The 21,333-nt window shown below is 53.3% G+C and carries 16 protein-coding genes; 14 read left to right on the top strand and 2 right to left on the bottom strand.

Annotated features, from left to right (window positions below; genetic code table 11):
* Positions 1-403 precede the first annotated feature (403 nt).
* The 4 genes from K0I31_RS14840 to K0I31_RS14825 all read left to right on the top strand — a co-directional run bounded on the left by K0I31_RS14840 (position 404) and on the right by K0I31_RS14825 (position 5,292).
* A complete protein-coding gene (locus K0I31_RS14840) occupies positions 404-1,693 on the top strand; it encodes an NCS2 family permease (protein ID WP_011866646.1) in 1,290 nt (429 codons plus the stop codon).
* A 227-nt stretch (positions 1,694-1,920) separates the two neighbouring features.
* A complete protein-coding gene (gene proB, locus K0I31_RS14835; RefSeq protein WP_220080871.1) occupies positions 1,921-3,039 on the top strand; it encodes a glutamate 5-kinase in 1,119 nt (372 codons plus the stop codon).
* 34 nt (positions 3,040-3,073) lie between these two features.
* On the top strand, positions 3,074-4,363 hold the full coding sequence (locus K0I31_RS14830; RefSeq protein WP_220078872.1) for a glutamate-5-semialdehyde dehydrogenase: 1,290 nt from the start codon (positions 3,074-3,076) through the stop codon (positions 4,361-4,363).
* Between the two features lie 287 nt (positions 4,364-4,650).
* Entirely contained in the window at positions 4,651-5,292 is a 642-nt protein-coding gene (locus K0I31_RS14825; protein ID WP_220078871.1) for a hypothetical protein, read from the top strand.
* A gap of 94 nt (positions 5,293-5,386) precedes the next feature.
* On the opposite strand, the gene K0I31_RS14820 is transcribed toward K0I31_RS14825, so the two are convergent.
* Positions 5,387-6,313, bottom strand: coding sequence for a DMT family transporter (locus tag K0I31_RS14820; protein WP_220078870.1), 927 nt, complete (start codon positions 6,311-6,313; stop codon positions 5,387-5,389).
* A 307-nt stretch (positions 6,314-6,620) separates the two neighbouring features.
* Here K0I31_RS14820 and dnaK point away from each other — a divergent pair, with 307 nt between their 5' ends.
* The 8 genes from dnaK to greA all read left to right on the top strand — a co-directional run bounded on the left by dnaK (position 6,621) and on the right by greA (position 18,223).
* The gene (gene dnaK, locus K0I31_RS14815) at positions 6,621-8,534 is read left to right on the top strand and encodes a molecular chaperone DnaK (protein WP_011866641.1); all 1,914 of its coding nucleotides are present in this window, start codon (positions 6,621-6,623) and stop codon (positions 8,532-8,534) included.
* 355 nt (positions 8,535-8,889) lie between these two features.
* The gene (gene dnaJ, locus K0I31_RS14810; protein ID WP_011866640.1) at positions 8,890-10,020 is read left to right on the top strand and encodes a molecular chaperone DnaJ; all 1,131 of its coding nucleotides are present in this window, start codon (positions 8,890-8,892) and stop codon (positions 10,018-10,020) included.
* A 276-nt stretch (positions 10,021-10,296) separates the two neighbouring features.
* Positions 10,297-11,085: a M48 family metallopeptidase gene (locus K0I31_RS14805; RefSeq protein WP_220078869.1), complete on the top strand. Its 789-nt coding sequence runs from the start codon at positions 10,297-10,299 to the stop codon at positions 11,083-11,085.
* Positions 11,086-11,345: 260 nt separating this feature from the next.
* Positions 11,346-11,963, top strand: coding sequence for a BamJ family beta-barrel-assembly machinery protein (gene bamJ / locus K0I31_RS14800; RefSeq protein WP_144203819.1), 618 nt, complete (start codon positions 11,346-11,348; stop codon positions 11,961-11,963).
* A gap of 96 nt (positions 11,964-12,059) precedes the next feature.
* Entirely contained in the window at positions 12,060-12,875 is an 816-nt protein-coding gene (gene dapB / locus K0I31_RS14795) for a 4-hydroxy-tetrahydrodipicolinate reductase (RefSeq protein ID WP_220078868.1), read from the top strand.
* Positions 12,876-13,035: 160 nt separating this feature from the next.
* Complete coding sequence (gene carA / locus K0I31_RS14790) at positions 13,036-14,208, top strand: glutamine-hydrolyzing carbamoyl-phosphate synthase small subunit (RefSeq protein WP_220078867.1); 1,173 nt, start codon at positions 13,036-13,038, stop codon at positions 14,206-14,208.
* A 20-nt stretch (positions 14,209-14,228) separates the two neighbouring features.
* Positions 14,229-17,450, top strand: a complete 3,222-nt coding sequence (carB, locus tag K0I31_RS14785) for a carbamoyl-phosphate synthase large subunit (RefSeq protein WP_011866635.1) — start codon at positions 14,229-14,231, stop codon at positions 17,448-17,450.
* 296 nt (positions 17,451-17,746) lie between these two features.
* On the top strand, positions 17,747-18,223 hold the full coding sequence (gene greA / locus K0I31_RS14780; protein ID WP_011866634.1) for a transcription elongation factor GreA: 477 nt from the start codon (positions 17,747-17,749) through the stop codon (positions 18,221-18,223).
* Positions 18,224-18,299: 76 nt separating this feature from the next.
* Here the strand turns inward: greA and yhbY are convergent, their stop codons facing one another.
* Positions 18,300-18,599, bottom strand: a complete 300-nt coding sequence (gene yhbY, locus K0I31_RS14775; protein ID WP_033537396.1) for a ribosome assembly RNA-binding protein YhbY — start codon at positions 18,597-18,599, stop codon at positions 18,300-18,302.
* A gap of 91 nt (positions 18,600-18,690) precedes the next feature.
* Here yhbY and rlmE point away from each other — a divergent pair, with 91 nt between their 5' ends.
* Together rlmE and ftsH are read left to right on the top strand one after the other, a co-directional pair.
* Positions 18,691-19,320, top strand: a complete 630-nt coding sequence (gene rlmE, locus K0I31_RS14770; RefSeq protein ID WP_011866632.1) for a 23S rRNA (uridine(2552)-2'-O)-methyltransferase RlmE — start codon at positions 18,691-18,693, stop codon at positions 19,318-19,320.
* Positions 19,321-19,365: 45 nt separating this feature from the next.
* The gene (gene ftsH / locus K0I31_RS14765; RefSeq protein WP_220043079.1) at positions 19,366-21,333 is read left to right on the top strand and encodes an ATP-dependent zinc metalloprotease FtsH; all 1,968 of its coding nucleotides are present in this window, start codon (positions 19,366-19,368) and stop codon (positions 21,331-21,333) included.

The following is a 21,333-nucleotide window of genomic DNA, read 5'->3' as shown; positions in this document are numbered from 1 at the left end:
AGATCATTTGAACCTAGTTCACTTGATTAAAGTAGTTGCATCATCCATCAACCTTACCCCATTTGGGGATTTTTAGACTCAAGTTGTCTATTGCTCATTGAGCGGTAGGCCAGTGTAACCCGCTAGCGCGGTAACTCTTTCCTTTCGGAACACTTGAAACATGTCTCGCCTGCTCTTTGAGCAGGCTTTTTTTTGCCTGAAATTTGCCATCTCTGTCTCGCATCCCCGGCGATAAATCTGGCGTAGATCACCTTTATGTAATTGTCTCGAGTCATGGCTCTAAACTGGCTCGCGTTTGCGCAATTATTGCGTATATAATCGTCGCTTGTTATCAAGTGGTTAACTTGGTTTCAACTTTTACCCTACCTAAATAAACCATAATTAAATCAAGGAACCTCGTTCCATGTTAGAAAAAGTATTTAAGTTAACCGAGCACCAGACAACGTTAAAACAAGAGGTGGTGGCCGGATTGACCACCTTTTTAACCATGGCCTATATCATCTTCGTCAATCCCATGATGCTGGCCGATGCGGGCATGGACCATGGCGCCGTGTTCGTCGCCACCTGTCTGGCCGCGGCCGTGGGCTGTCTGGTGATGGGCATAGTGGCAAACTATCCTATCGCCCTGGCACCGGGCATGGGGCTCAACGCCTTCTTTACCTATACCGTCGTTGGCGAGATGGGCTACAGCTGGGAGACGGCGCTGGGCGCGGTATTCCTCTCGGGTATCTGCTTCCTGATATTGTCTTTGGTGAAGATCCGTGAGTGGATCGTCAACAGCATTCCTATGTCGCTGCGTCTGGGGATCGCCGCTGGTATCGGCCTGTTTCTGGCGCTGATTGGCCTCAAGAGTGCCGGCATAGTGGTGGCCAGCCCCGCGACTCTGGTGACCATGGGCGATGTGACCGCCTTGCCGGCGGTGATGTCTGTGCTGGGCTTCTTCATCATTATCGCCCTGGTACACAGAGGCTATCAGTCGGCGGTGATCATCAGCATCCTGGGGATCACCGCGCTGGGCCTGCTGCTGGGGGATGTGCAATATAGCGGCATGATCTCGACGCCGCCGTCGATTGCGCCCACCTTCATGAAGATGGATCTCTCCAATGTGCTTGAGATCAGCATGCTCTCTGTGGTGTTCGCCTTCCTGTTTGTGGACCTGTTTGACACCTCTGGCACCTTGGTGGCCGTGGCTCAGCGCGGCGGCTTCCTCGACGACAGAGGCAGACTGCCGCGTCTCGGCCGCGCCCTGACCGCCGACAGCAGCGCCACTATCGCAGGGGCCATGTTGGGCACCTCGACGACTACGAGTTATATCGAGAGTACGGCCGGGGTGAGCGCAGGTGGCCGCACCGGACTGACCGCCGTGGTGGTGGGGATCATGTTCCTGCTGTCGCTGTTTATCTCGCCGCTGGCGGGCATGGTGCCGGCCTACGCGACCGCGGGCACACTCTTCTATGTCGCCATCCTGATGATGTCTGGCCTGGTGCATGTGGACTGGGAAGATCTCACCGAGGCGGCGCCTGTGGTCGTGGTCTGTATCTTGATGCCGCTAACCTTTTCGATCGCGACCGGCATCGCCATGGGCTTTGTTGCCTATGCGGGGATCAAGCTCTTCAGCGGTCGCTACAAGGATCTCTCTTTGGGCGTCTTGGTGCTGGCGGCGCTGTTTCTGGCCAAATTCATCTATGGCTAAGTCTATCTATGGCTAAGTTCATCTATGCTTAGGTTTTTGGCAGGAGCCGAATTTAGCTTAAGTTGAGTGCCAGCCAGCTTAGATTAAAGGTCATACAATGTATGGCCTTTTTTATGGGCTTTTATTGAAGGAAAGTAGACTGGCTCTAATCTTTTATCTTACCCGCTACCATTTGCCCTGGGGATTGGGTATAACTTGGGGTTCGGTTTTTTTCTGTCTAAATGTCAATGAACTTAAGTGAGATAGGCTACCGCCGTGTGGTGGTAAAGTTGGGCACTAGCGTGCTCACCTCCGGATCGCGCCAGCTGGATAAGGCGCATATGGTTGAGCTGGCCAGACAAATGGCCAAGCTGATGAAGTCGGGTGTCGAAGTGGTGCTGTGCACCTCGGGCGCCATCGCGGCCGGGCGCGAGCACTTAGGTTACCCCACACTGCCGGATACGGTCGCCAACAAGCAGCTGCTGGCGGCCGTCGGCCAGAGTCAACTGATCCTAGCCTGGTCACAGCTGTTTAGCATCTATGGGCTGCATGTGGGCCAGCTGCTGCTGACCCGCGCCGATCTGCATGACAGGGAGCGCTACCTCAACGCCAGAGACTCACTCAACGCCCTGCTGGCCAACGGCATCATTCCTATCATCAACGAGAACGATGCGGTGGCCACCAACGAGATCAAGGTGGGCGACAACGACAACCTGTCGGCTCGGGCGGCGCTGCTGTGTGACGCCGACCTGCTGATCCTGCTGACGGATCAGAAGGGGCTGTTCGATGCCGACCCAAGGGCCAACCCGGATGCCAAGCTTATTAAGCAGGTGGTGAACATCGACGATAGCCTACGCAGCCTGGCGGGCGGCGCGGTTTCCGGCCTGGGCACGGGCGGTATGGCGACCAAGCTGCAGGCGGCGGATATCGCCCGCCGCGCCGGGATCGAGGTGGTGATCGCCTCGGGTCATCATCCTAAGGTGATCTTAGATGCCGTATGTCAGCTGCCGGTGGGCACCCATTTTACCGCGCTGGAAAATCCACTGGAGAGCCGCAAACAGTGGATCTTGGCGGGCCCGGCGACCAAGGGCCGGCTGGTGCTGGACAGCGGCGCCATCAACGCCGTGACCCTGAAGGGACGCAGCTTGCTCTCTAAAGGGATACTGTCGGTGAGCGGTGTGTTCGACCGCGGCGCCACCCTGCAGCTGGTGGATGAACAGGGGCGGGAGCATGCCAGAGGCATGAGTCGTTACAGCGCCAAAGATCTGCAGAAGATCGCCGGTAAACATTCGGATGAAATTGAGTCGCTGCTGGGCTACGACTACGGCGATGCCATAGTGCATCGCAACGACATGGTGGTCCTGTAAGGTTTTCGGCAGAGTCAATCTGTGCAGATTAAAGATGAGTGGAACAGAAATGATGGACGATAAACAGCAGTACTTAAACACACTCGGTGAGCAGGCCAAGGCGGCCAGCTATGCCATGGCGAGCCTCACGGCTTCGCAGAAGCGCGACCTGCTTAGGGCAATTGCCGCCAAGCTTACCGACAAGCGCGCGCAGATAGTTGCAGCTAATCAGCAGGATGTGGCCAAGGCACGGGAAAACGGCCTGAATGATGCCATGATAGACAGACTGCTGCTGGACGAGGCGCGTCTATCTGGCGTGATTGCCGACATCGAAAACGTGGTGGCCCTGGCCGATCCCATCGGCAGCGAGCTGGAGAGCCAGCTGCTGGATAACGGGCTGCGTCTGTCCCGACGCCGGGTGCCGCTTGGCGTGCTCGGGGTTATCTATGAGGCGCGCCCCAATGTGACCGTAGATATCGCCGTGCTGGCGCTCAAGACCGGCAATGCGGTGATCCTGCGAGGTGGCAAGGAAACCCTGGCCTCTAACCTGGCATTAAGCGAGGCGATCAGGGAAGCCATTAGCGAGCAGGGGCTGCCGAGCGATGCGGTGCAGCTGATCCAAGATCCAGATCGCGCCTTGGTCTCTGGCCTACTCAAGCTCGACAAATATGTGGATATGATAGTGCCCCGTGGTGGTCAGAACCTGCAGCGCCTGTGCGCCGAGCAGGCGACCATTCCGGTGATCTTGGGCGGTATCGGTATCTGTCATCTCTATGTGGATAGCGAGGTGGATCAGCTAAAAGCCATCGAGGTGATCGCCAATGCCAAGGTGCAGCGCCCGACCGTGTGTAACGCCCTGGATACTGTGCTGGTTCACCAGTCTATCGCCCAAACTTTCCTGCCTAAGTTCTATGCCCACCTAAGTGCACTCGGCGTGAGTTTCTATGCCTGTGACCAGGCCCAGGCGATAGGCAAGGATGCCGACACTGTCACTCATAAGGCGAGTGATGAGACTTTTGGCACAGAGTGGCTGTCGCTGAACCTGGGTGTTAGGGTGGTGGATGATATGGATATGGCGATCGCCCATATTCGCCGCTTCTCAAGTGGTCACTCTGAGGGGATATTGAGCGATAACATTCATGCCACGGCCCATTTCATCAACGAGGTGGATGCGGCGGCCGTGTATGTCAACGCCAGTACCCGCTTCACCGACGGTGGCCAGTTTGGTCTGGGCGCCGAGGTGGCGGTGTCGACCCAGAAGCTGCATGCCAGAGGCCCTATGGGGCTCGAGGCGCTCACCACCTATAAGTGGATTGGTGTCGGCGACTACACCGCCCGCGGTTAACTCAAACTAACCGACAGTGAGTTTACAAAGGAGCCCTAGGGCTCCTTTTCGTTTTTCTGCTTCGCTAAATTTTATTCAAGTCACTTTATCTCAGTAGCTTTGTCTCATGATCGCTAGTGATGAAATTGACCAGATCCCTTGGTGAGTTTCGCAACTTGTTTGGGGAAAACCTTAAATCAAAAATACTAAATAACTATAAATTATTTTAATAACAATAGGTTACAGCTTTGGCATCTTGCTTGCTTTGTCTTAATCAATCTCACAGGGAGTCGGTTACGGAGCTTAAGATGAAAAACAACATGGTTAACAAGGCATTGGTAAGTTTAAGTCTACTAGTAGGTTTGATGAGCGTGGGCGTTCAGGCGGCCTCTAGCATTACACTCAACGATGAGTTCGACTATCGCGGCCAGAAGGTGGCGCTGGACATGGATGTAGGTCAGGCGGAGCTGATCGCCGGCGACCAGGATAAGGTACGGGTCGAAGTGGTCGTAAAAGCCAACGATTCGAAATGGTTTGGCTTCTGGCAAAACAGCGATGTGAGCTCGGCCAAGTTCGATATCCTCGATGATGGCGACAAGCTGGTGCTGCGCCTAGCGGATCAGGATGATGTGAACCAGAAGTGGCGTGTCTATCTGCCCCGTAACGCCGCGCTCAAGGTGGATGCCGGCGTCGGCGAGGTGATTGTCGATGGCCTGAGTGCCAGCATAGAGGTGGAACTTGGGGTAGGCCGCGCGGAGATCACTCACCAGGCGAGCTTTGGTGATGTATCGCTCGAGTCAGGCGTGGGCGAGGTGAGCATTCGTGATGGTGGTCAGCGCCTCAAGGTAAACCAGAACTTGGTGAGCCAGAGCTATCATCAGCAAGGCGCCGGTGGCGATGACCATCTGTATGTTTCGGTGGGTGTGGGCGAGATAGACGTGCGCAACTAGCCACTGAATATCAATGAGCGATAAAAAAACCGACCCTAGGGTCGGTTTTTTATGCAAGGGCGTCTATCTCTGACAGCTTATGTTAGCCGATGACTTAGTTCTCCGGCGTCAGGGCAGGGGCTGTTTTGGTTCGTAGGCGTTTAAGCTGAGGCAATAGCTGCTGCAGCGCCAGCGCGGTCAGGATAAGTCCCAGGCCGATAAAGGTCGACGGGGTAATGGTCTCTTGCAGGATCCAGGCGATGAAGCCCACCGAGAGCACAGGGGTGATAAACACCAGGGTACTCATGCTAGCGGTGCGATCTGCTTTTTTCAGCGCGACCAGCCAGAGGACAAAGGTGACTCCCATCTCAAACAGGCCTACATAGATGCCGGCGCCAAGGGCCTTGAGATCCCAGCTCGGCAGCGATTGGGTCAGCAGCAGGGTCACCAAAATAAACGGCAGTCCCACCAAGAAGCTCAGCAGCAGACTCACTACTGGGTCGCCCTCATCCTTAGTGTTGACTATCCAGTAGAGGGACCAAAGCAGGGTGCTGGTGAGCGCCAGCAGTACCCCGGTAGCACTCTCGAAGCGCACGCTGGTGATCTCGCCATTGGTGGCGATGACGAAGACACCCAGATAGGCGACCAGCGCCGCGGTGAGATCGCTCTTACGCAGCTTCTGTTTCAGTAGCGGCACCGCCAGCAGCGGCAGCAGTATGGCCCAGGTGTAGTTGAGCGACAGCGCCTGCTGGGCAGGCAGGAGGGCGTAGGCCTTGAACAGCACCAGATAATAAAGGAAGGGATTGAGCAGCCCCGTCTGTAGGTAGAACCAGGGACGACTGCTAAATTGGCGCTTAATGAGGTGCAGCTTACCGGTCGCGGCCAGTATGACGCCTAGGGTGACGATAGAGGTCGAGACGGCGACAAACACCAGCTGCAGCGGCGTAAAATGGCTAAGGGCCAACTTGAAGGCGGTGGCGACGGTCGACCAGAGTAAGATGGCCGCTAAGGCATAGAGATAAGCTTGGTTGGATGATTTCACTGAACCTTCTCACTAAACGAGACAACTAAAAAAATCCCACGCGCCAGGGGCACAGAGGGAGTTTTACTTCGATTGCATGCATTATACGCTTCTTGTTGGCCGGCCGGCAGCTTTTAAGATCAAAAAAATACTCAATTAAGTTAATTTTTATCTTTCTTGCCCTTGTAATCCCAATTGCTGTCCCAATATAGGGTGTTAAGGAAAGATATTGGCTCGGAAAATTAGGCTTGAAAACGAATTCGCCTATCCCCATATCTGAATCAGATAACAAAGTTAGCGTAAGTTAAAAGTTTTTTTGGAGGACTCCATGGGTAAAATTATTGGTATCGATTTAGGTACAACTAACTCTTGTGTAGCTGTACTTGATGGCGATAAAGCACGCGTGATTGAAAACGCGGAAGGCGATCGCACTACCCCGTCGATCATCGCATATACAGGCGAAGAAGTATTAGTTGGTCAGCCTGCGAAACGCCAAGCTGTAACAAACCCAAAGAATACCTTCTTTGCTATTAAGCGTCTTATCGGTCGTCGCTTTAAAGATGACGAAGTACAGCGCGACGTAGACATCATGCCATTTAAGATCATCGCGGCAGACAACGGTGATGCATGGGTTGAAGCGCACGATAAGAAGATGGCACCGCCACAAGTTTCTGCAGAGATTCTGAAGAAGATGAAGAAGACTGCCGAAGACTACCTGGGCGAGCCAGTAACCGAAGCGGTTATTACCGTTCCGGCTTACTTTAACGATTCACAACGTCAGGCGACAAAAGACGCCGGTCGTATCGCTGGTCTGGAAGTTAAGCGTATTATCAACGAGCCTACTGCTGCGGCACTGGCTTACGGTATCGATAAGAAGCAAGGCGACAATATCGTTGCGGTATACGACTTAGGTGGTGGTACCTTCGATATCTCTATCATCGAGATCGACAGCGTTGATGGCGAGCAAACTTTCGAAGTGCTTGCAACTAACGGTGACACTCACTTAGGTGGTGAAGACTTCGATAACCGTCTGATCAACTACCTGGCCGACGAGTTCAAGAAAGAACAGTCTCTGGATCTACGTAACGATCCACTGGCGATGCAGCGTCTGAAAGAAGCTGCCGAGAAGGCGAAGATCGAGCTGTCTAGCACGACTCAGACTGAAGTTAACCTGCCATACATCACGGCAGATGCGACAGGTCCTAAGCACTTAGTGGTTAAGATCACTCGCGCCAAGCTTGAGTCTCTGGTTGAAGACCTGATCCAACGTTCACTCGAGCCGCTAAAAGTGGCACTGGCTGACGCAGACCTGTCTGTATCAGACATCAACGAAGTGATTCTGGTGGGTGGTCAAACCCGTATGCCTAAGGTTCGTGCAGAAGTATCTGCCTTCTTCGGCAAAGAGCTGCGTCAAGATGTTAACCCTGATGAAGCGGTTGCTATCGGTGCTGCGGTTCAGGCGGGTGTACTGGCCGGTGACGTGAAAGACGTACTGCTGCTAGACGTAACGCCTCTGTCTCTGGGTATCGAAACCATGGGCAGCGTGATGACTAAGCTTATCGAGAAGAACACCACAATCCCGACTAAGGCTAGCCAGACCTTCTCGACGGCCGATGACAACCAGAGCGCGGTAACCATTCACGTGCTACAGGGTGAGCGTAAGCAATCTAGCGCCAACAAGTCGCTGGGTCAGTTCAACCTGGAAGGTATCGAGCCAGCACCACGTGGCATGCCACAAATTGAAGTGGCCTTCGATATCGATGCCGATGGTATTCTGCACGTGTCTGCGACCGACAAGAAGACGGGCAAGGCACAAAACATCACCATCAAGGCCTCTTCTGGTCTGAGCGATGAAGAAGTTGAAGCTATGGTACGTGACGCCGAGGCGCACGCCGATGAAGATGCTAAGTTCGAAGAGCTAGTGTCTGCACGCAACCAAGCTGACGGCATGGTTCACGCGACTAAGAAGCAGATCGAAGAAGCGGGCGATGCACTGCCAAGCGAAGACAAAGAGAAGATCGAAGCTGCGATGGCTGACGTCGACACTGCCACTAAGGGCAACGACAAAGAAGCTATCGAAAAGGCAACGCAAGCCCTGATGGAAGCGTCTGCCAAGCTGATGGAGATCGCTCAGGCTAAGGCGCAAGCTGGCCAAGGCGAGCAGGCTCAGCAGTCTAACGAAGCTCCTGCTGATGATGTTGTCGATGCCGAGTTTGAAGAAGTTAAAGACGACAAAAAATAATTCAGGCCCAGCCTAAATTATTTCCAGCGGGCGTTATGGGGTAACTCTAACGCCCGTTCGTACAACTTAAGGGTCAGTTGACCTTTGCTGTTTGTTTTTGCAGTTATTTGTTGGTCAGTTATACAAGGCAGAGCCTGTGCGGTGTAGTTATTCTACATAAGCAGGCGATAACGCCGTAGAAATGGCTAACAAACACTGTCCAAAGGATTCATCTAAACGCGCCTTGCCCTGCGTTACGTGCGACTTACATAGAATAACTATGCTGCGCAGCGCGAGCCTTGGGCACAACGCGTTTAGATTGAACAAAAAGTAAACCTAAAAGGTCAACAGACCCTAGCGCAGAAAGTATGAGACTATGTCAAAGCGAGATTATTACGAAGTATTGGGCGTAGGTCGCGACGCCAGCGAGCGTGAGATTAAGAAGGCCTATAAGCGCCTCGCCATGAAATTTCACCCGGACCGTAACCCAGGTGACAAGGCGGCCGAAGCCAGCTTCAAAGAGGTAAAAGAAGCCTACGAAATTCTAACCGACAGCGATAAGAAGGCGGCCTATGACCAGTTTGGTCATGCGGGAGTCGATCCTAACCGCGGCGGTGGCGGATTTGGCGGCGGCGCCGACTTCGGTGATGTATTCGGTGACGTATTTGGTGACATCTTCGGTGGTGGACGCCGTGGTGGCCAGCGTCAGGCGGCGCGCGGTTCCGATCTGCGATATAACCTCGAATTGTCACTGGAAGAAGCGGTACGTGGCCTGACCAAAGAGCTGCGTATTCCAACATTAGCCACCTGTGACCTTTGTGACGGTAGCGGTGCCAAGAAAGGCAGCTCACCCACCACTTGTGGTACCTGTCACGGTCAGGGCCAGGTGCAGATGCGCCAAGGTTTCTTTGCTGTGCAGCAAGCCTGTCCTACCTGTCATGGCCGCGGTAAGATCATCAAAGATCCTTGCGGTAAGTGTCATGGCGAAGGCCGCGTAGAGAAGAGCAAGACACTGTCGGTGAAAATTCCTGCGGGTGTGGATACCGGCGATCGCATTCGTCTGTCGGGCGAAGGGGAAGCGGGCGAATTCGGCGCGCCTCCAGGGGATCTGTATGTACAGGTCACTGTGCGTGAGCATGCCATCTTCGTACGTGACGGTAACAATCTTTACTGCGAAGTGCCTATCTCATTTAGTACGGCGGCACTGGGCGGCGAGATCGAAGTGCCGACACTCGATGGCAAGGTAAACCTGAAGATCCCATCGGAAACCCAGACCGGTCGTATGTTCCGTCTGCGTGGCAAAGGGGTCAAGTCGGTGCGCAGCCATGCGGTTGGCGACCTGCTGTGTAAGGTGGTGATGGAAACGCCGGTGAACCTGAACGACAAGCAGAAAGAGCTGCTACGTGAGTTCGATAACACCCTGACGGGTTCATCAAAGAAGCACAGCCCTAAGGCGGAAGGCTTCTTCGATGGCGTGAAGAAGTTCTTTCAGGACTTGAACAGCTAAGCCGTGCTGATACACAATTAAAAACCTCGCGATGCGAGGTTTTTTTATCGCCACATGTTTTATACCAATCGTAGTAAATAATTGATCAAGCTAGTTTGTTAAAACGTCCGATAACTGCGTTACTATTTTTGATTGTAGAATAACTACTTATCGAAAAATTCTGCCTTGTTCTCGAGCGTTTTTCCTGCACTATTTCTGATCACTTACTTACCGTGATTGCTATTAGCTATCTTTAAATAGCCAAGAATAAGGTTTCATAACGAGAAGGGATGAGAGATGAAACAGTTAACCGCGGCGCTGGTAATACTTTTATTAGCCGGCTGTGCTACCACACAATCGCCCACAGGGCGTAAACAGACCCTGCTGTTTTCAGCCCAGCAGATGGATCAGATGGGGGCCGAGTCTTTTGCCGAGATGAAGAAGCAGCAGAAGGTGAGCCAGGATAAGCAGGTCAATCAGTATGTGGCCTGTGTGGCTAATCGCATCACCTCGGTATTACCGGGCCGTCAGCCCAATTGGGAAGTGGTGGTGTTTGAATCGGATCAGGTTAACGCCTTCGCCTTACCTGGAGGACATATCGGTGTCTATACCGGATTGCTCAAGGTGGCGAAGAATCAGGATCAGCTGGCGACCGTTATCGGTCATGAGGTGGCCCACGTACTGGCCAATCACAGCAACGAGCAGGTGTCACGGGCGCAGATGACAGGCGTTGGCATGCAGATCGCCGGCGCCGCCATCGATGTCAGCGGCCTGAGCAACAAAGACCTCTACATGTCGGCCCTGGGCCTGGGCGCTCAATATGGCTTTATTCTGCCCTATGGCCGTGCCCAAGAGAGCGAGGCCGATGTGATGGGCGTCGAGCTGATGGCCAGAGCCGGGTTTGATCCTAGCCAGAGCATCAGCCTGTGGCAGAACATGGCCAAGGCGGGAGGCAGTCAGGGCCCAGAGCTGCTGTCGACCCATCCGTCCCATGACCACCGCATCGCCGATCTGCAGCAGATGCTGCCAGAGGTGACGCCGCTTTATCGAGCCGCGAGCGCCGGTGGAAAAAATCGCTGTGACTAGGGGGTGTTGACCTTTGCTGTTTGTTTTTGCAGCAAAAGCTGCCTGAAGGGTTCATCTAAACGTGCTTTGCTCTTTGTTATTCGCAATTTACATAGTGCGACTATGCTTCATTGCTCTCGCCTTGAGCAAACCGCGTTTAGATTGAACAAAAAGTAAACCTGAAAGATAAACAGACCCTAGGGGCAATTTTTAGGTTTTTTATCACAGTCTGTGATAAAATCCGCCGCGAAATTAATTGAATAAATGAGAGTACAATCATTATGTCTGATAAGTTCACCACAATTGAACAGCACGCCAGCTATGGCGTTGGCCGCCAATTAGGCGAGCAACTCGCAGCTAACTCATTCGAAGGTATCGATATTTCAGCTGTTCAGGTTGGTCTGTCAGATGCGTTTGAAGGTAAAGAGAGTGCTGTCTCTATGCAAGATCTTCAAACTGCATTCACTGAGATTAGTCAGCGTATTCAAAAGGTTCAGGAAGAAGCTGCTGCGGCTGCATCGGCCGAAGGCGAAGCTTTCCTCGCTGAAAACCAAAAGCGTGACGGCGTTGTGACCCTAGAGTCTGGTCTGCAATACGAAATCATCACCGAAGGTTCAGGCGATAAGCCAAGCTATGATTCGACTGTGCGTACTCACTACCATGGTACTTTCATCAGCGGTGACGTATTCGACAGTTCAGTACTGCGCGACCAGCCTGCCGAGTTCCCAGTTTCTGGCGTGATCGCCGGTTGGACCGAGGCGCTACAACTTATGCCTGTTGGTTCTAAGTGGAAGCTGTATGTACCGCATCACCTGGCCTATGGCGAGCGTGGCGCAGGTGCCTCAATTCCTCCTTATTCGGCACTCGTGTTCGAAGTGGAATTGCTCGACATTATCTAATCAAAATAGCCTAAGCGTTTGCTTAGGCTTTTTTTTGAAATGATTTGGCGTTAGCCTTGTGCTCAAATAACTGCAGCAAATGTTTAGGAGAATTAGATGACAGAGCAAGTAAGAGTGGCGATAACCGGTGGCAGTGGTCGCATGGGCCGAACTCTTATTGAATCGGCAAAACTCAGCAGCAACATCTATTTAGGTTCGGCGGTTGAGCGTGCGGGTTCTACATTGATAGGTGTCGATGCGGGCGAACTCGCCGGTGTGGGCGCGATGAATGTTGCCATCACTGATTCGCTGGACAATGCCGTAGACGACTTCGATATCCTGATCGACTTTACCTCGCCCGAGGCCAGTGTGGTGCATACCGACTGGTGTTCCCGCAACGGTAAGGCGATCGTCATCGGCACCACAGGCTTTAATCATGCCCAGAAAGAGCAGATTGCCGCCTACGCCGAGAACACGCCGATCGTGATGGCGCCTAACATGTCTGTGGGGGTCAACCTGATGTGGCGCCTGCTGGAGCTGGCCGCCGAGGTGATGGGCGACTACACAGATATCGAGATCATCGAAGGTCACCACAGACATAAGAAAGATGCGCCGTCGGGTACAGCACTCAAGATGGGCGAGGTGATCGCCGAAGTCTTGGGGCGTGACCTGGAAAAATGCGCCGTCTATGGCCGTGAGGGGATCACCGAAGAGCGTAGCCGTGAGACCATAGGCTTCTCTACCATTCGCGCCGGTGATTTGGTGGGTGAGCATACTGCCATGTTCGCCGATATCGGTGAACGTCTGGAGATCACCCATAAGGCCTCGAGTCGTATGACCTTTGCCAACGGTGCCATGCGCGCCGCATTTTGGCTGGGCGATCAGGGCCCGGGATTATACGACATGCAACAGGTCTTGGGCCTGAAGGATTAGTATTTAAAAAAAACGCCAATTTGGCGTTTTTTTTTGAAAGAAAGTACCGCTTATCTATAGACGAGCTTCACAATTACCTTTAAAATTGTCGGAATTTGTCAAAATTTCGTATTTAAGCGGAAGTTGGTATTTTAAACACAAAATAAAACCTTATTATTCAATGGCTTGGCTCTTTTCGGAGGTCGCGTTGACAAAGTCTGCCTTACTCGTACTCGAAGATGGAACCGTATTCTCTGGCACTGCAATCGGTGCTGATGGACTCGCAGTTGGTGAAGTGGTATTTAACACTTCCATGACGGGTTACCAAGAGATCCTCACGGATCCTTCCTATTCTCGTCAAATTGTTACTCTAACCTACCCGCACATTGGTAACACTGGTACCAATAGTGAAGATACCGAATCTGAAGCCGTCCATGCCTGTGGTCTGATCATCCGCGATCTACCGCTACTGGCGAGCAACTTCAGAAATGAGCAATCCCTCAGCGATTACCTAAAAAGCAATAATGTTGTAGGCATTGCCGATATCGACACGCGTAAACTAACACGTATCCTCAGGGAAAAAGGGGCACAAGCGGGTGCCATCTTAGTGGGTGACATGGATGAAGCTAAGGCGCTGGCGGCTGCCAAGGCGTTCCCTGGCTTGAAAGGCATGGACTTGGCCAAAGAGGTGACCACGCAGAAGCAATACCAATGGCGCAGCGGTAGCTGGCGTCTGGTGGGCGGCCTGCCGAGTGACACCCCTGAGTCAGACCTGAAATACAAGGTCGTGGCCTACGACTACGGCGTTAAGCGCAACATCCTGCGTATGCTGGTTGACCGTGGCTGCGATGTGACCGTAGTACCGGCGCAAACCCCAGCTGCCGAAGTGCTGGCGATGAATCCAGATGGCATCTTCCTGTCAAACGGCCCTGGCGACCCAGAGCCATGTGACTACGCCATCGAAGCGATTCAGGCTTTCCTCAAGACTGACATTCCACTCTTTGGTATCTGCCTTGGCCATCAGCTGTTGGCACTGGCCTCTGGCGCTAAGACGCTGAAGATGAAGTTTGGTCACCATGGTGCCAACCATCCGGTAAGCAACCTGGAGAAGGGCAACGTGATGATCACCAGCCAAAACCATGGTTTTGCTGCCGATGAGACCAGCCTGCCGGCCAACGTTAAGGTGACTCACAAGTCGCTGTTCGACGGCTCGTTGCAGGGTATTCACCTGACCGACAAGCCAGCGTTCAGCTTCCAGGGCCACCCTGAGGCAAGCCCGGGTCCACACGACGCCGCGCCGCTGTTCGATCACTTTATCGAGTTGATCGAAGAATATCGTCATAACGCCAAGTAGTCCGGGAGATAGTTTCAGCAATGCCAAAACGTACAGACATAAAAAGTATTCTTATCCTGGGTGCCGGCCCGATTGTTATCGGTCAGGCATGTGAGTTTGACTACTCGGGTGCTCAGGCGTGTAAGGCGCTTCGTGAAGAGGGTTACCGGGTTATTCTGGTGAACTCTAACCCAGCGACCATCATGACAGACCCAGAGATGGCCGATGCGACCTACATCGAGCCGATTCACTGGGAAGTGGTGCGCAACATCATCGCTAAGGAACGTCCCGATGCGATTCTGCCGACCATGGGCGGTCAGACGGCACTGAACTGTGCCCTGCGCCTGGAGGCAGAAGGTGTGCTGGCCGAATTTAACGTCGACATGATAGGTGCAACCGCCGATGCCATCGACAAGGCCGAAGACCGTAGCCGTTTCGATGCGGCGATGAAGAAGATTGGTCTCGAGTGTCCTCGCGCCGGTATCGCCCGCAGTATGGAAGATGCCTACGAGGTACTCGAGCAGGTTGGTTTCCCTTGTATTATCCGTCCATCATTTACCATGGGTGGCTCGGGCGGTGGTATCGCCTACAACAAGGAGGAGTTCGAGGAGATCTGTTCTCAGGGTCTCGAGCTGTCACCGACCAACGAGCTGCTGATCGACGAGTCGCTCATCGGTTGGAAAGAATATGAGATGGAAGTGGTTCGTGACCGCAACGATAACAGTATCATCGTCTGCTCTATCGAAAACTTCGATCCTATGGGCGTGCACACCGGCGACTCAATTACAGTGGCACCGGCGCAGACCCTGACTGACAAAGAATATCAGCTGATGCGTAACGCCTCACTGGCAGTACTGCGTGAGATCGGCGTCGAAACCGGTGGTTCAAACGTTCAGTTCGGTATTAACCCGAAAGATGGCCGTATGGTGATCATCGAGATGAACCCGCGTGTATCGCGTTCATCTGCCCTGGCATCGAAAGCGACAGGTTTCCCTATCGCCAAGATCGCCGCCAAGCTGGCGGTGGGCTTCACCCTGGATGAGCTGAGCAACGACATCACTGGCGGTGCAACGCCAGCCTCGTTCGAGCCTGCCATCGACTACGTGGTTACCAAGGTGCCACGCTTCAACTTCGAGAAGTTTGCCGGTGCAAATGACCGTCTGACCACTCAGATGAAGTCTGTGGGTGAGGTGATGGCGATTGGTCGTACCTTCCAAGAGTCGCTGCAAAAAGCACTGCGCGGCCTCGAGGTAGGCGTTAATGGCCTGGATCCTATCGTCGATGTCGAAGATAACGATGCCCTGTCGCGCATTCGCCACGAGCTGAAAGAGCCGGGCGCCGAGCGTATCTGGTATATCGCCGATGCCTTCCGCGCCGGTCTGAGTCTGGATGCCATCTTCAAGCTGACCAATATCGACCCTTGGTTCCTGGTGCAGATTGAAGAGCTGCTATCACTTGAGAACCAAGTGAAAGAAGCCGGCATGGCTAGCATGGACAAAGATTTCCTTTACAAGCTCAAGCGTAAAGGTTTCTCCGATGCGCGTTTGGCGGCCCTGATGGGGGTTAGCGAGTCAGAGATGCGTAAGCTGCGTTACCGTCACGAAGTGTACCCGGTGTACAAGCGCGTCGATACCTGCGCCGCCGAGTTCTCAACCGATACAGCCTACATGTACTCGACCTATGAGGAAGAGTGTGAGGCTAACCCATCTAACCGCGACAAGATCATGGTGCTGGGTGGTGGTCCTAACCGTATCGGTCAGGGTATCGAATTCGATTACTGCTGTGTGCACGCGGCGCTTGCCCTGCGTGAAGATGGTTACGAGACCATCATGGTTAACTGTAACCCAGAGACAGTCTCTACCGACTACGATACCTCTGACAGACTCTATTTCGAATCTGTGACCCTGGAAGATGTGCTGGAGATCGTGCGTATCGAGCAGCCTAAAGGGGTTATCGTGCAGTACGGTGGTCAGACGCCGCTGAAACTGGCTCGTGACCTGGAAGCCGCCGGTGTACCAATTATTGGTACCAGCCCGGATGCCATTGACCGCGCCGAAGACCGTGAGCGTTTCCAGCAGGCGATTCAACGCCTGGAGATGAAGCAGCCTGAAAACGATACCGTCACCACGGTAGAAGGTGCCGTGATCTCCGCCGAGCGTATCGGTTATCCGCTTGTGGTACGTCCATCCTACGTACTGGGTGGCCGCGCGATGGAGATCGTTTACGACGAGCAAGACCTGCGTCGTTACTTCAACGAAGCGGTTAGCGTCTCTAACGCCTCGCCAGTACTGCTGGACCACTTCCTCGATAACGCCACCGAGGTGGATATCGATGCGGTATGTGATGGCACGACTGTTGTGGTTGGCGCCATCATGGAGCATATCGAGCAGGCGGGTGTTCACTCGGGTGACTCTGGTTGTTCGCTGCCTCCATACACACTGAGCCAGGAGATCCAAGATCAGATGCGCGAACAGGTGCGCAAGCTGGCGATGGAACTCGGCGTTGTGGGTCTGATGAACGTGCAGTTTGCGGTACAAGACAACACCATCTACATGATCGAGGTTAACCCGCGTGCGGCCCGTACCGTACCATTCGTCTCTAAGGCGACGGGTGTACCGCTAGCTAAGATCGCCGCGCGCGTCATGGCCGGTCAGAGTCTGGAAGAGCAGGGCTTTACCAAAGAGGTAATTCCACCTTTCTACTCGGTGAAAGAAGTGGTACTGCCATTTAACAAGTTCCCGGGGGTTGACCCGCTACTTGGCCCTGAGATGCGCTCTACCGGTGAGGTAATGGGCGTGGGTGCAACCTTCGCCGAGGCCTATGCTAAGGCTGAGCTGGGTGCCACCTCTGAGGTGCCTAAGTCTGGCCGTGCGCTGCTTTCTGTACGTAACAGCGACAAGAAGCGTGTTGCCGACCTGGCTGCCAAGCTGATTGAGCTGGGCTATGAGATCGATGCTACCCACGGCACCGCAGTCGTGCTGGGCGAGGCGGGTATCAATCCTCGTCTGGTGAACAAGGTACACGAAGGGCGTCCGCATATTCTTGACCGTATCAAGAACGATGAGTACACCTATATCGTGAACACCACCGAAGGCCGCCAGGCGATCGAAGACTCACGTCAGCTGCGTCGTGGCGCGCTGCGTTACAAGGTGAACTACACCACAACTTTGAACGCCGCCTTCGCGACCTGTATGGCGCACTCTGCTGACAGTCGCACCAATGTGACTTCAGTGCAGGAGCTGCACCAGCGCATTAAAGGCTAAGGGTTAACCCTTAAGAAAAGGCCGCGCAAGCGGCCTTTTTTATGGGCGTTCAATTAGTTGAAATAGATATAACAAGGCAATCTTGATACTGGGCGAATGGCGCCATCTTGCTTGCCTTGGGCGCGCCATGGAACACACAGTTCTAATGGCGCGCTAACAATCTCTTGGGGATCCGATAGCTTCTCTATGCATCAGGGTATAGAATAGATGGATTCCAAGCGTTCTTTATTCCTGGTCAGTGGCCCTAGTGGTCAGGCTGACTAGGCTGCTTTTGTTTTGAGGAGACGAGTGTTCCTATGAATAAGGTTCCAATGACAGTTGTTGGTGCAAATCAACTGCGTGAAGAGTTAGATTTTTTGAAGTTTGAGAAGCGTCCAAAAATTGCCGAGGCCATTGGGATTGCGCGTGAACTGGGCGATCTGAAAGAGAACGCCGAATACCACGCCGCCCGCGAAGAGCAGGGGCTGTGTGAGGCCCGCGTGCGCGATATCGAAGGCAAGCTGTCTCATGCACAGATCATCGACGTGACCAAGATGGAAAACACGGGTCGTGTTATTTTCGGCACCACGGTAACCATCCTGAACCTGGATAGCGACGAGGAATTTACCTACCGTATCGTGGGTGAAGATGAAGCCGATATTAAGGCGAACCTTATTTCTGTGACCTCGCCAATCGCTCGCGGCCTGGTGGGTAAATCGGAAGGGGATGAAGTCTCTATTCAGACCCCGGGTGGCATGACAGATTATGAGATCACTGCGGTAGAGTATATCTAAACTGATTTATGCTCGATTCATGCCCACAAAAAAGCCGCTATCGATAGCGGCTTTTTTGTGGGCATGAGTCCAAGAGTTACTTCGCTCTTGGTACGGCAATCTTCATCTCTGGAGATTGACGGAATAGGACCAATACGTGACCGATAAGCTGAACCTTTTCAGCTTGAGTTTCGCGTACAATGGCGTCAACGACTGCATTTTTTAGCTCTCTGTCTCCAGAGGCAACTTTCACTTTGATTAATTCATGATGAGAGAGTGCATTATCAATTTCAGCCAGTACACCTTCAGTCAGGCCATTGGCACCAAGCTGCACAACAGGCTTGAGGTTATGCGCTAAGCCTTTTAGATGCTGTTTTTGTTTGGTTGTTAAGTTCATTTCTACCAACTTTATGCTGAGTTACTGTTGAAAAACCGCTATTCTACCCTCATATAGCCTTTGTGTAACTCATATTTGTTGCGGATTTTAAATGTCAGGTAAAAAACGAACAGCCAGTTCCACCCGTTGGATGCAGGAACATTTCGATGATCATTATGTTAAGTTGTCGCAGAAACGGGGATTGCGTTCGCGCGCTGCGTTTAAAATAGAAGAGATACAACAAAAGGATAAGCTGATCCGCCCCGGCATGACTGTGGTGGATCTCGGGGCTGCCCCTGGGGGCTGGTCGCAGATCGCCGTCAAGTTGGCGGGAGAGACGGGTAAGGTTATCGCCTGCGATATCTTGCCTATGGACCCCATCGTCGGCGTCGATTTTCTACAAGGCGATTTTCGTGAAGAGAAGGTGCTTAACGCCTTACTCGAACGGGTCGGCGATGCTAAAGTCGATGTTGTGTTGTCGGATATGGCACCTAATATGAGTGGTACGGGCGGTGTGGATCAGCCGCGCGCCATGTATTTGGTGGAGCTGGCGCTGGATATGTGTCATCAGGTGTTGGCACCAAATGGTAGTTTTGCTGTCAAAGTCTTTCAGGGGGAGGGCTTTGATGAGTATATGAAGGCGGTGAGAGAGGCATTTACCACCGTTAAAACACGTAAGCCAGACTCGTCGCGACCGCGTTCGCGTGAAGTCTATCTTGTGGCGACGGGTTACAAGTTGTAGTAACCTAACGTCAGTAACCGCAAGACTGTATGAGGTCTAGTAATTTTGAGTGATATGGCAAAAAATTTAATTCTCTGGGTTGTCATCGCCGTCGTGCTGATGTCAGTGTTTCAGGGCTACTCCCCCTCTTCATCGAACTCCATGAAGATGGATTATTCAACTTTCTTGGATGATGTTCGCTCCGGCCAGATCAACACCGTCGAGGTGAAGAGTGACCAGCGTACCATCGAGGGTACCAAAAGAACCGGGGAAAAATTTACCACTATCATGCCTATGTATGATCAGGATCTGATCAACGATCTTGACCGTAAGGGTGTGACCATGAAAGGTCAGGAAGCCGAAGAGTCAGGTTTCCTCACACAGATCTTCATCTCTTGGTTCCCTATGCTGTTACTCATCGGGGTATGGATCTTCTTCATGCGCCAGATGCAGGGCGGTGGAGGTAAAGGCGCCATGTCTTTCGGTAAGAGTAAAGCCAAGCTGATGAGTGAAGATCAGATCAAGACCACCTTCGGTGACGTCGCAGGTTGCGACGAGGCCAAGGAAGATGTCAAAGAGCTGGTCGATTACCTCAAAGAGCCGACTAAGTTCCAGAAACTGGGTGGCCGTATTCCTACCGGTGTGCTCCTCGTAGGTCCTCCAGGTACGGGTAAGACCCTACTTGCCAAGGCGATTGCCGGCGAGGCCAAGGTGCCTTTCTTCACAATTTCCGGTTCTGACTTCGTTGAGATGTTTGTCGGTGTCGGTGCCTCACGTGTTCGCGACATGTTTGAGCAGGCGAAGAAGTCTGCGCCTTGTATCATCTTCATCGATGAGATCGATGCCGTAGGTCGCCAGCGTGGCGCGGGTGTCGGTGGTGGTCACGACGAACGTGAGCAGACCCTAAACCAGATGCTGGTTGAGATGGATGGCTTTGAGGGTAACGAAGGTATTATCGTTATCGCGGCGACTAACCGTCCCGACGTATTGGATGCCGCCTTGCTGCGTCCGGGTCGTTTCGACCGTCAAGTGGTGGTTGGCTTGCCAGACGTACGTGGTCGTGAGCAGATCCTTAAGGTGCATATGCGTAAGGTGCCGCTGGCCGATGACGTTAAGGCGAGCGTGATTGCCCGCGGTACACCAGGCTTCTCTGGTGCCGATCTGGCTAACCTGGTAAACGAAGCGGCGCTGTTTGCTGCCCGTGGTAATCGCCGCGTGGTGGGCATGGAAGAGTTCGAGAGCGCCAAAGACAAGATCATGATGGGCGCCGAGCGCCGCACCATGGTAATGTCTGAAGAAGAGAAAGAGATGACCGCCTATCACGAAGCGGGTCACGCTATCGTTGGCTGTCTGGTACCCGAGCACGACCCTGTGCACAAGGTGACTATCATTCCTCGTGGCCGCGCCCTGGGTGTGACCTTCTTCCTGCCTGAGGCCGATGCCATCAGCCAGAGCCGTCGTAAGCTCGAGAGTCAGATCTCTGTGGCCTATGGTGGACGTATCGCCGAGGAGTTGATCTACGGTAGCGAGCGTGTCTCTACCGGTGCTTCTCAAGACATCAAGTATGCGACTACGATTGCGCGCAACATGGTGACCCAATGGGGCTTCTCGGACAAGCTAGGTCCGGTATTGTACGCCGAAGATGAGGGCGAAGTGTTCCTCGGCCGTAGCATGGCTAAGGCGCAGCATATGTCGGATGAGACGGCGTCGATTATCGATCTCGAAGTGAAGCAGCTGATCGATAATAACTATGGACGCGCGCATCAGTTCCTGACCGATAACATGGATATCCTTCATGCCATGAAAGATGCACTGATGAAGTATGAGACCATAGATGCGACTCAGATTGACGATCTGATGGCCCGTCGTGAGGTGCGTGCACCGGCCGATTGGAACATGGACGAGAATGGTTCAAACGGCAAAGGTAATGGCGGTCGTGGTGAGGCGGTTACATCGCCAGAGCCGAGCGAAGCGCCTGCCGCGGAGCCAGCGAGCGAGCCAAAAGAAGGTGATGAATCACCTGTTATCAAGTAA

Source organism: Shewanella spartinae (genome assembly GCF_019457555.1).
Lineage (GTDB): Bacteria > Pseudomonadota > Gammaproteobacteria > Enterobacterales > Shewanellaceae > Shewanella > Shewanella loihica.
The sequence above is the reverse complement of the archived record's forward strand: the minus strand, read 5'-3'. Positions and strand labels throughout refer to the sequence as shown.

What these genes read in the sequence shown, in the direction of transcription:
- K0I31_RS14825 (WP_220078871.1), top strand. Translation starts at nt 4,651, where the DNA reads ATGAAAAACAACATGGTTAACAAGGCATTGGTAAGTTTAAGTCTACTA.
- proB (WP_220080871.1), top strand. Translation starts at nt 1,921, where the DNA reads ATGAACTTAAGTGAGATAGGCTACCGCCGTGTGGTGGTAAAGTTGGGC.
- carB (WP_011866635.1), top strand. Translation starts at nt 14,229, where the DNA reads ATGCCAAAACGTACAGACATAAAAAGTATTCTTATCCTGGGTGCCGGC.
- dnaJ (WP_011866640.1), top strand. Translation starts at nt 8,890, where the DNA reads ATGTCAAAGCGAGATTATTACGAAGTATTGGGCGTAGGTCGCGACGCC.
- yhbY (WP_033537396.1), bottom strand. Translation starts at nt 18,599, where the DNA reads ATGAACTTAACAACCAAACAAAAACAGCATCTAAAAGGCTTAGCGCAT.
- dnaK (WP_011866641.1), top strand. Translation starts at nt 6,621, where the DNA reads ATGGGTAAAATTATTGGTATCGATTTAGGTACAACTAACTCTTGTGTA.
- bamJ (WP_144203819.1), top strand. Translation starts at nt 11,346, where the DNA reads ATGTCTGATAAGTTCACCACAATTGAACAGCACGCCAGCTATGGCGTT.
- K0I31_RS14840 (WP_011866646.1), top strand. Translation starts at nt 404, where the DNA reads ATGTTAGAAAAAGTATTTAAGTTAACCGAGCACCAGACAACGTTAAAA.
- K0I31_RS14805 (WP_220078869.1), top strand. Translation starts at nt 10,297, where the DNA reads ATGAAACAGTTAACCGCGGCGCTGGTAATACTTTTATTAGCCGGCTGT.
- dapB (WP_220078868.1), top strand. Translation starts at nt 12,060, where the DNA reads ATGACAGAGCAAGTAAGAGTGGCGATAACCGGTGGCAGTGGTCGCATG.
- carA (WP_220078867.1), top strand. Translation starts at nt 13,036, where the DNA reads ATGGCTTGGCTCTTTTCGGAGGTCGCGTTGACAAAGTCTGCCTTACTC.
- greA (WP_011866634.1), top strand. Translation starts at nt 17,747, where the DNA reads ATGAATAAGGTTCCAATGACAGTTGTTGGTGCAAATCAACTGCGTGAA.
- K0I31_RS14830 (WP_220078872.1), top strand. Translation starts at nt 3,074, where the DNA reads ATGAGTGGAACAGAAATGATGGACGATAAACAGCAGTACTTAAACACA.
- rlmE (WP_011866632.1), top strand. Translation starts at nt 18,691, where the DNA reads ATGTCAGGTAAAAAACGAACAGCCAGTTCCACCCGTTGGATGCAGGAA.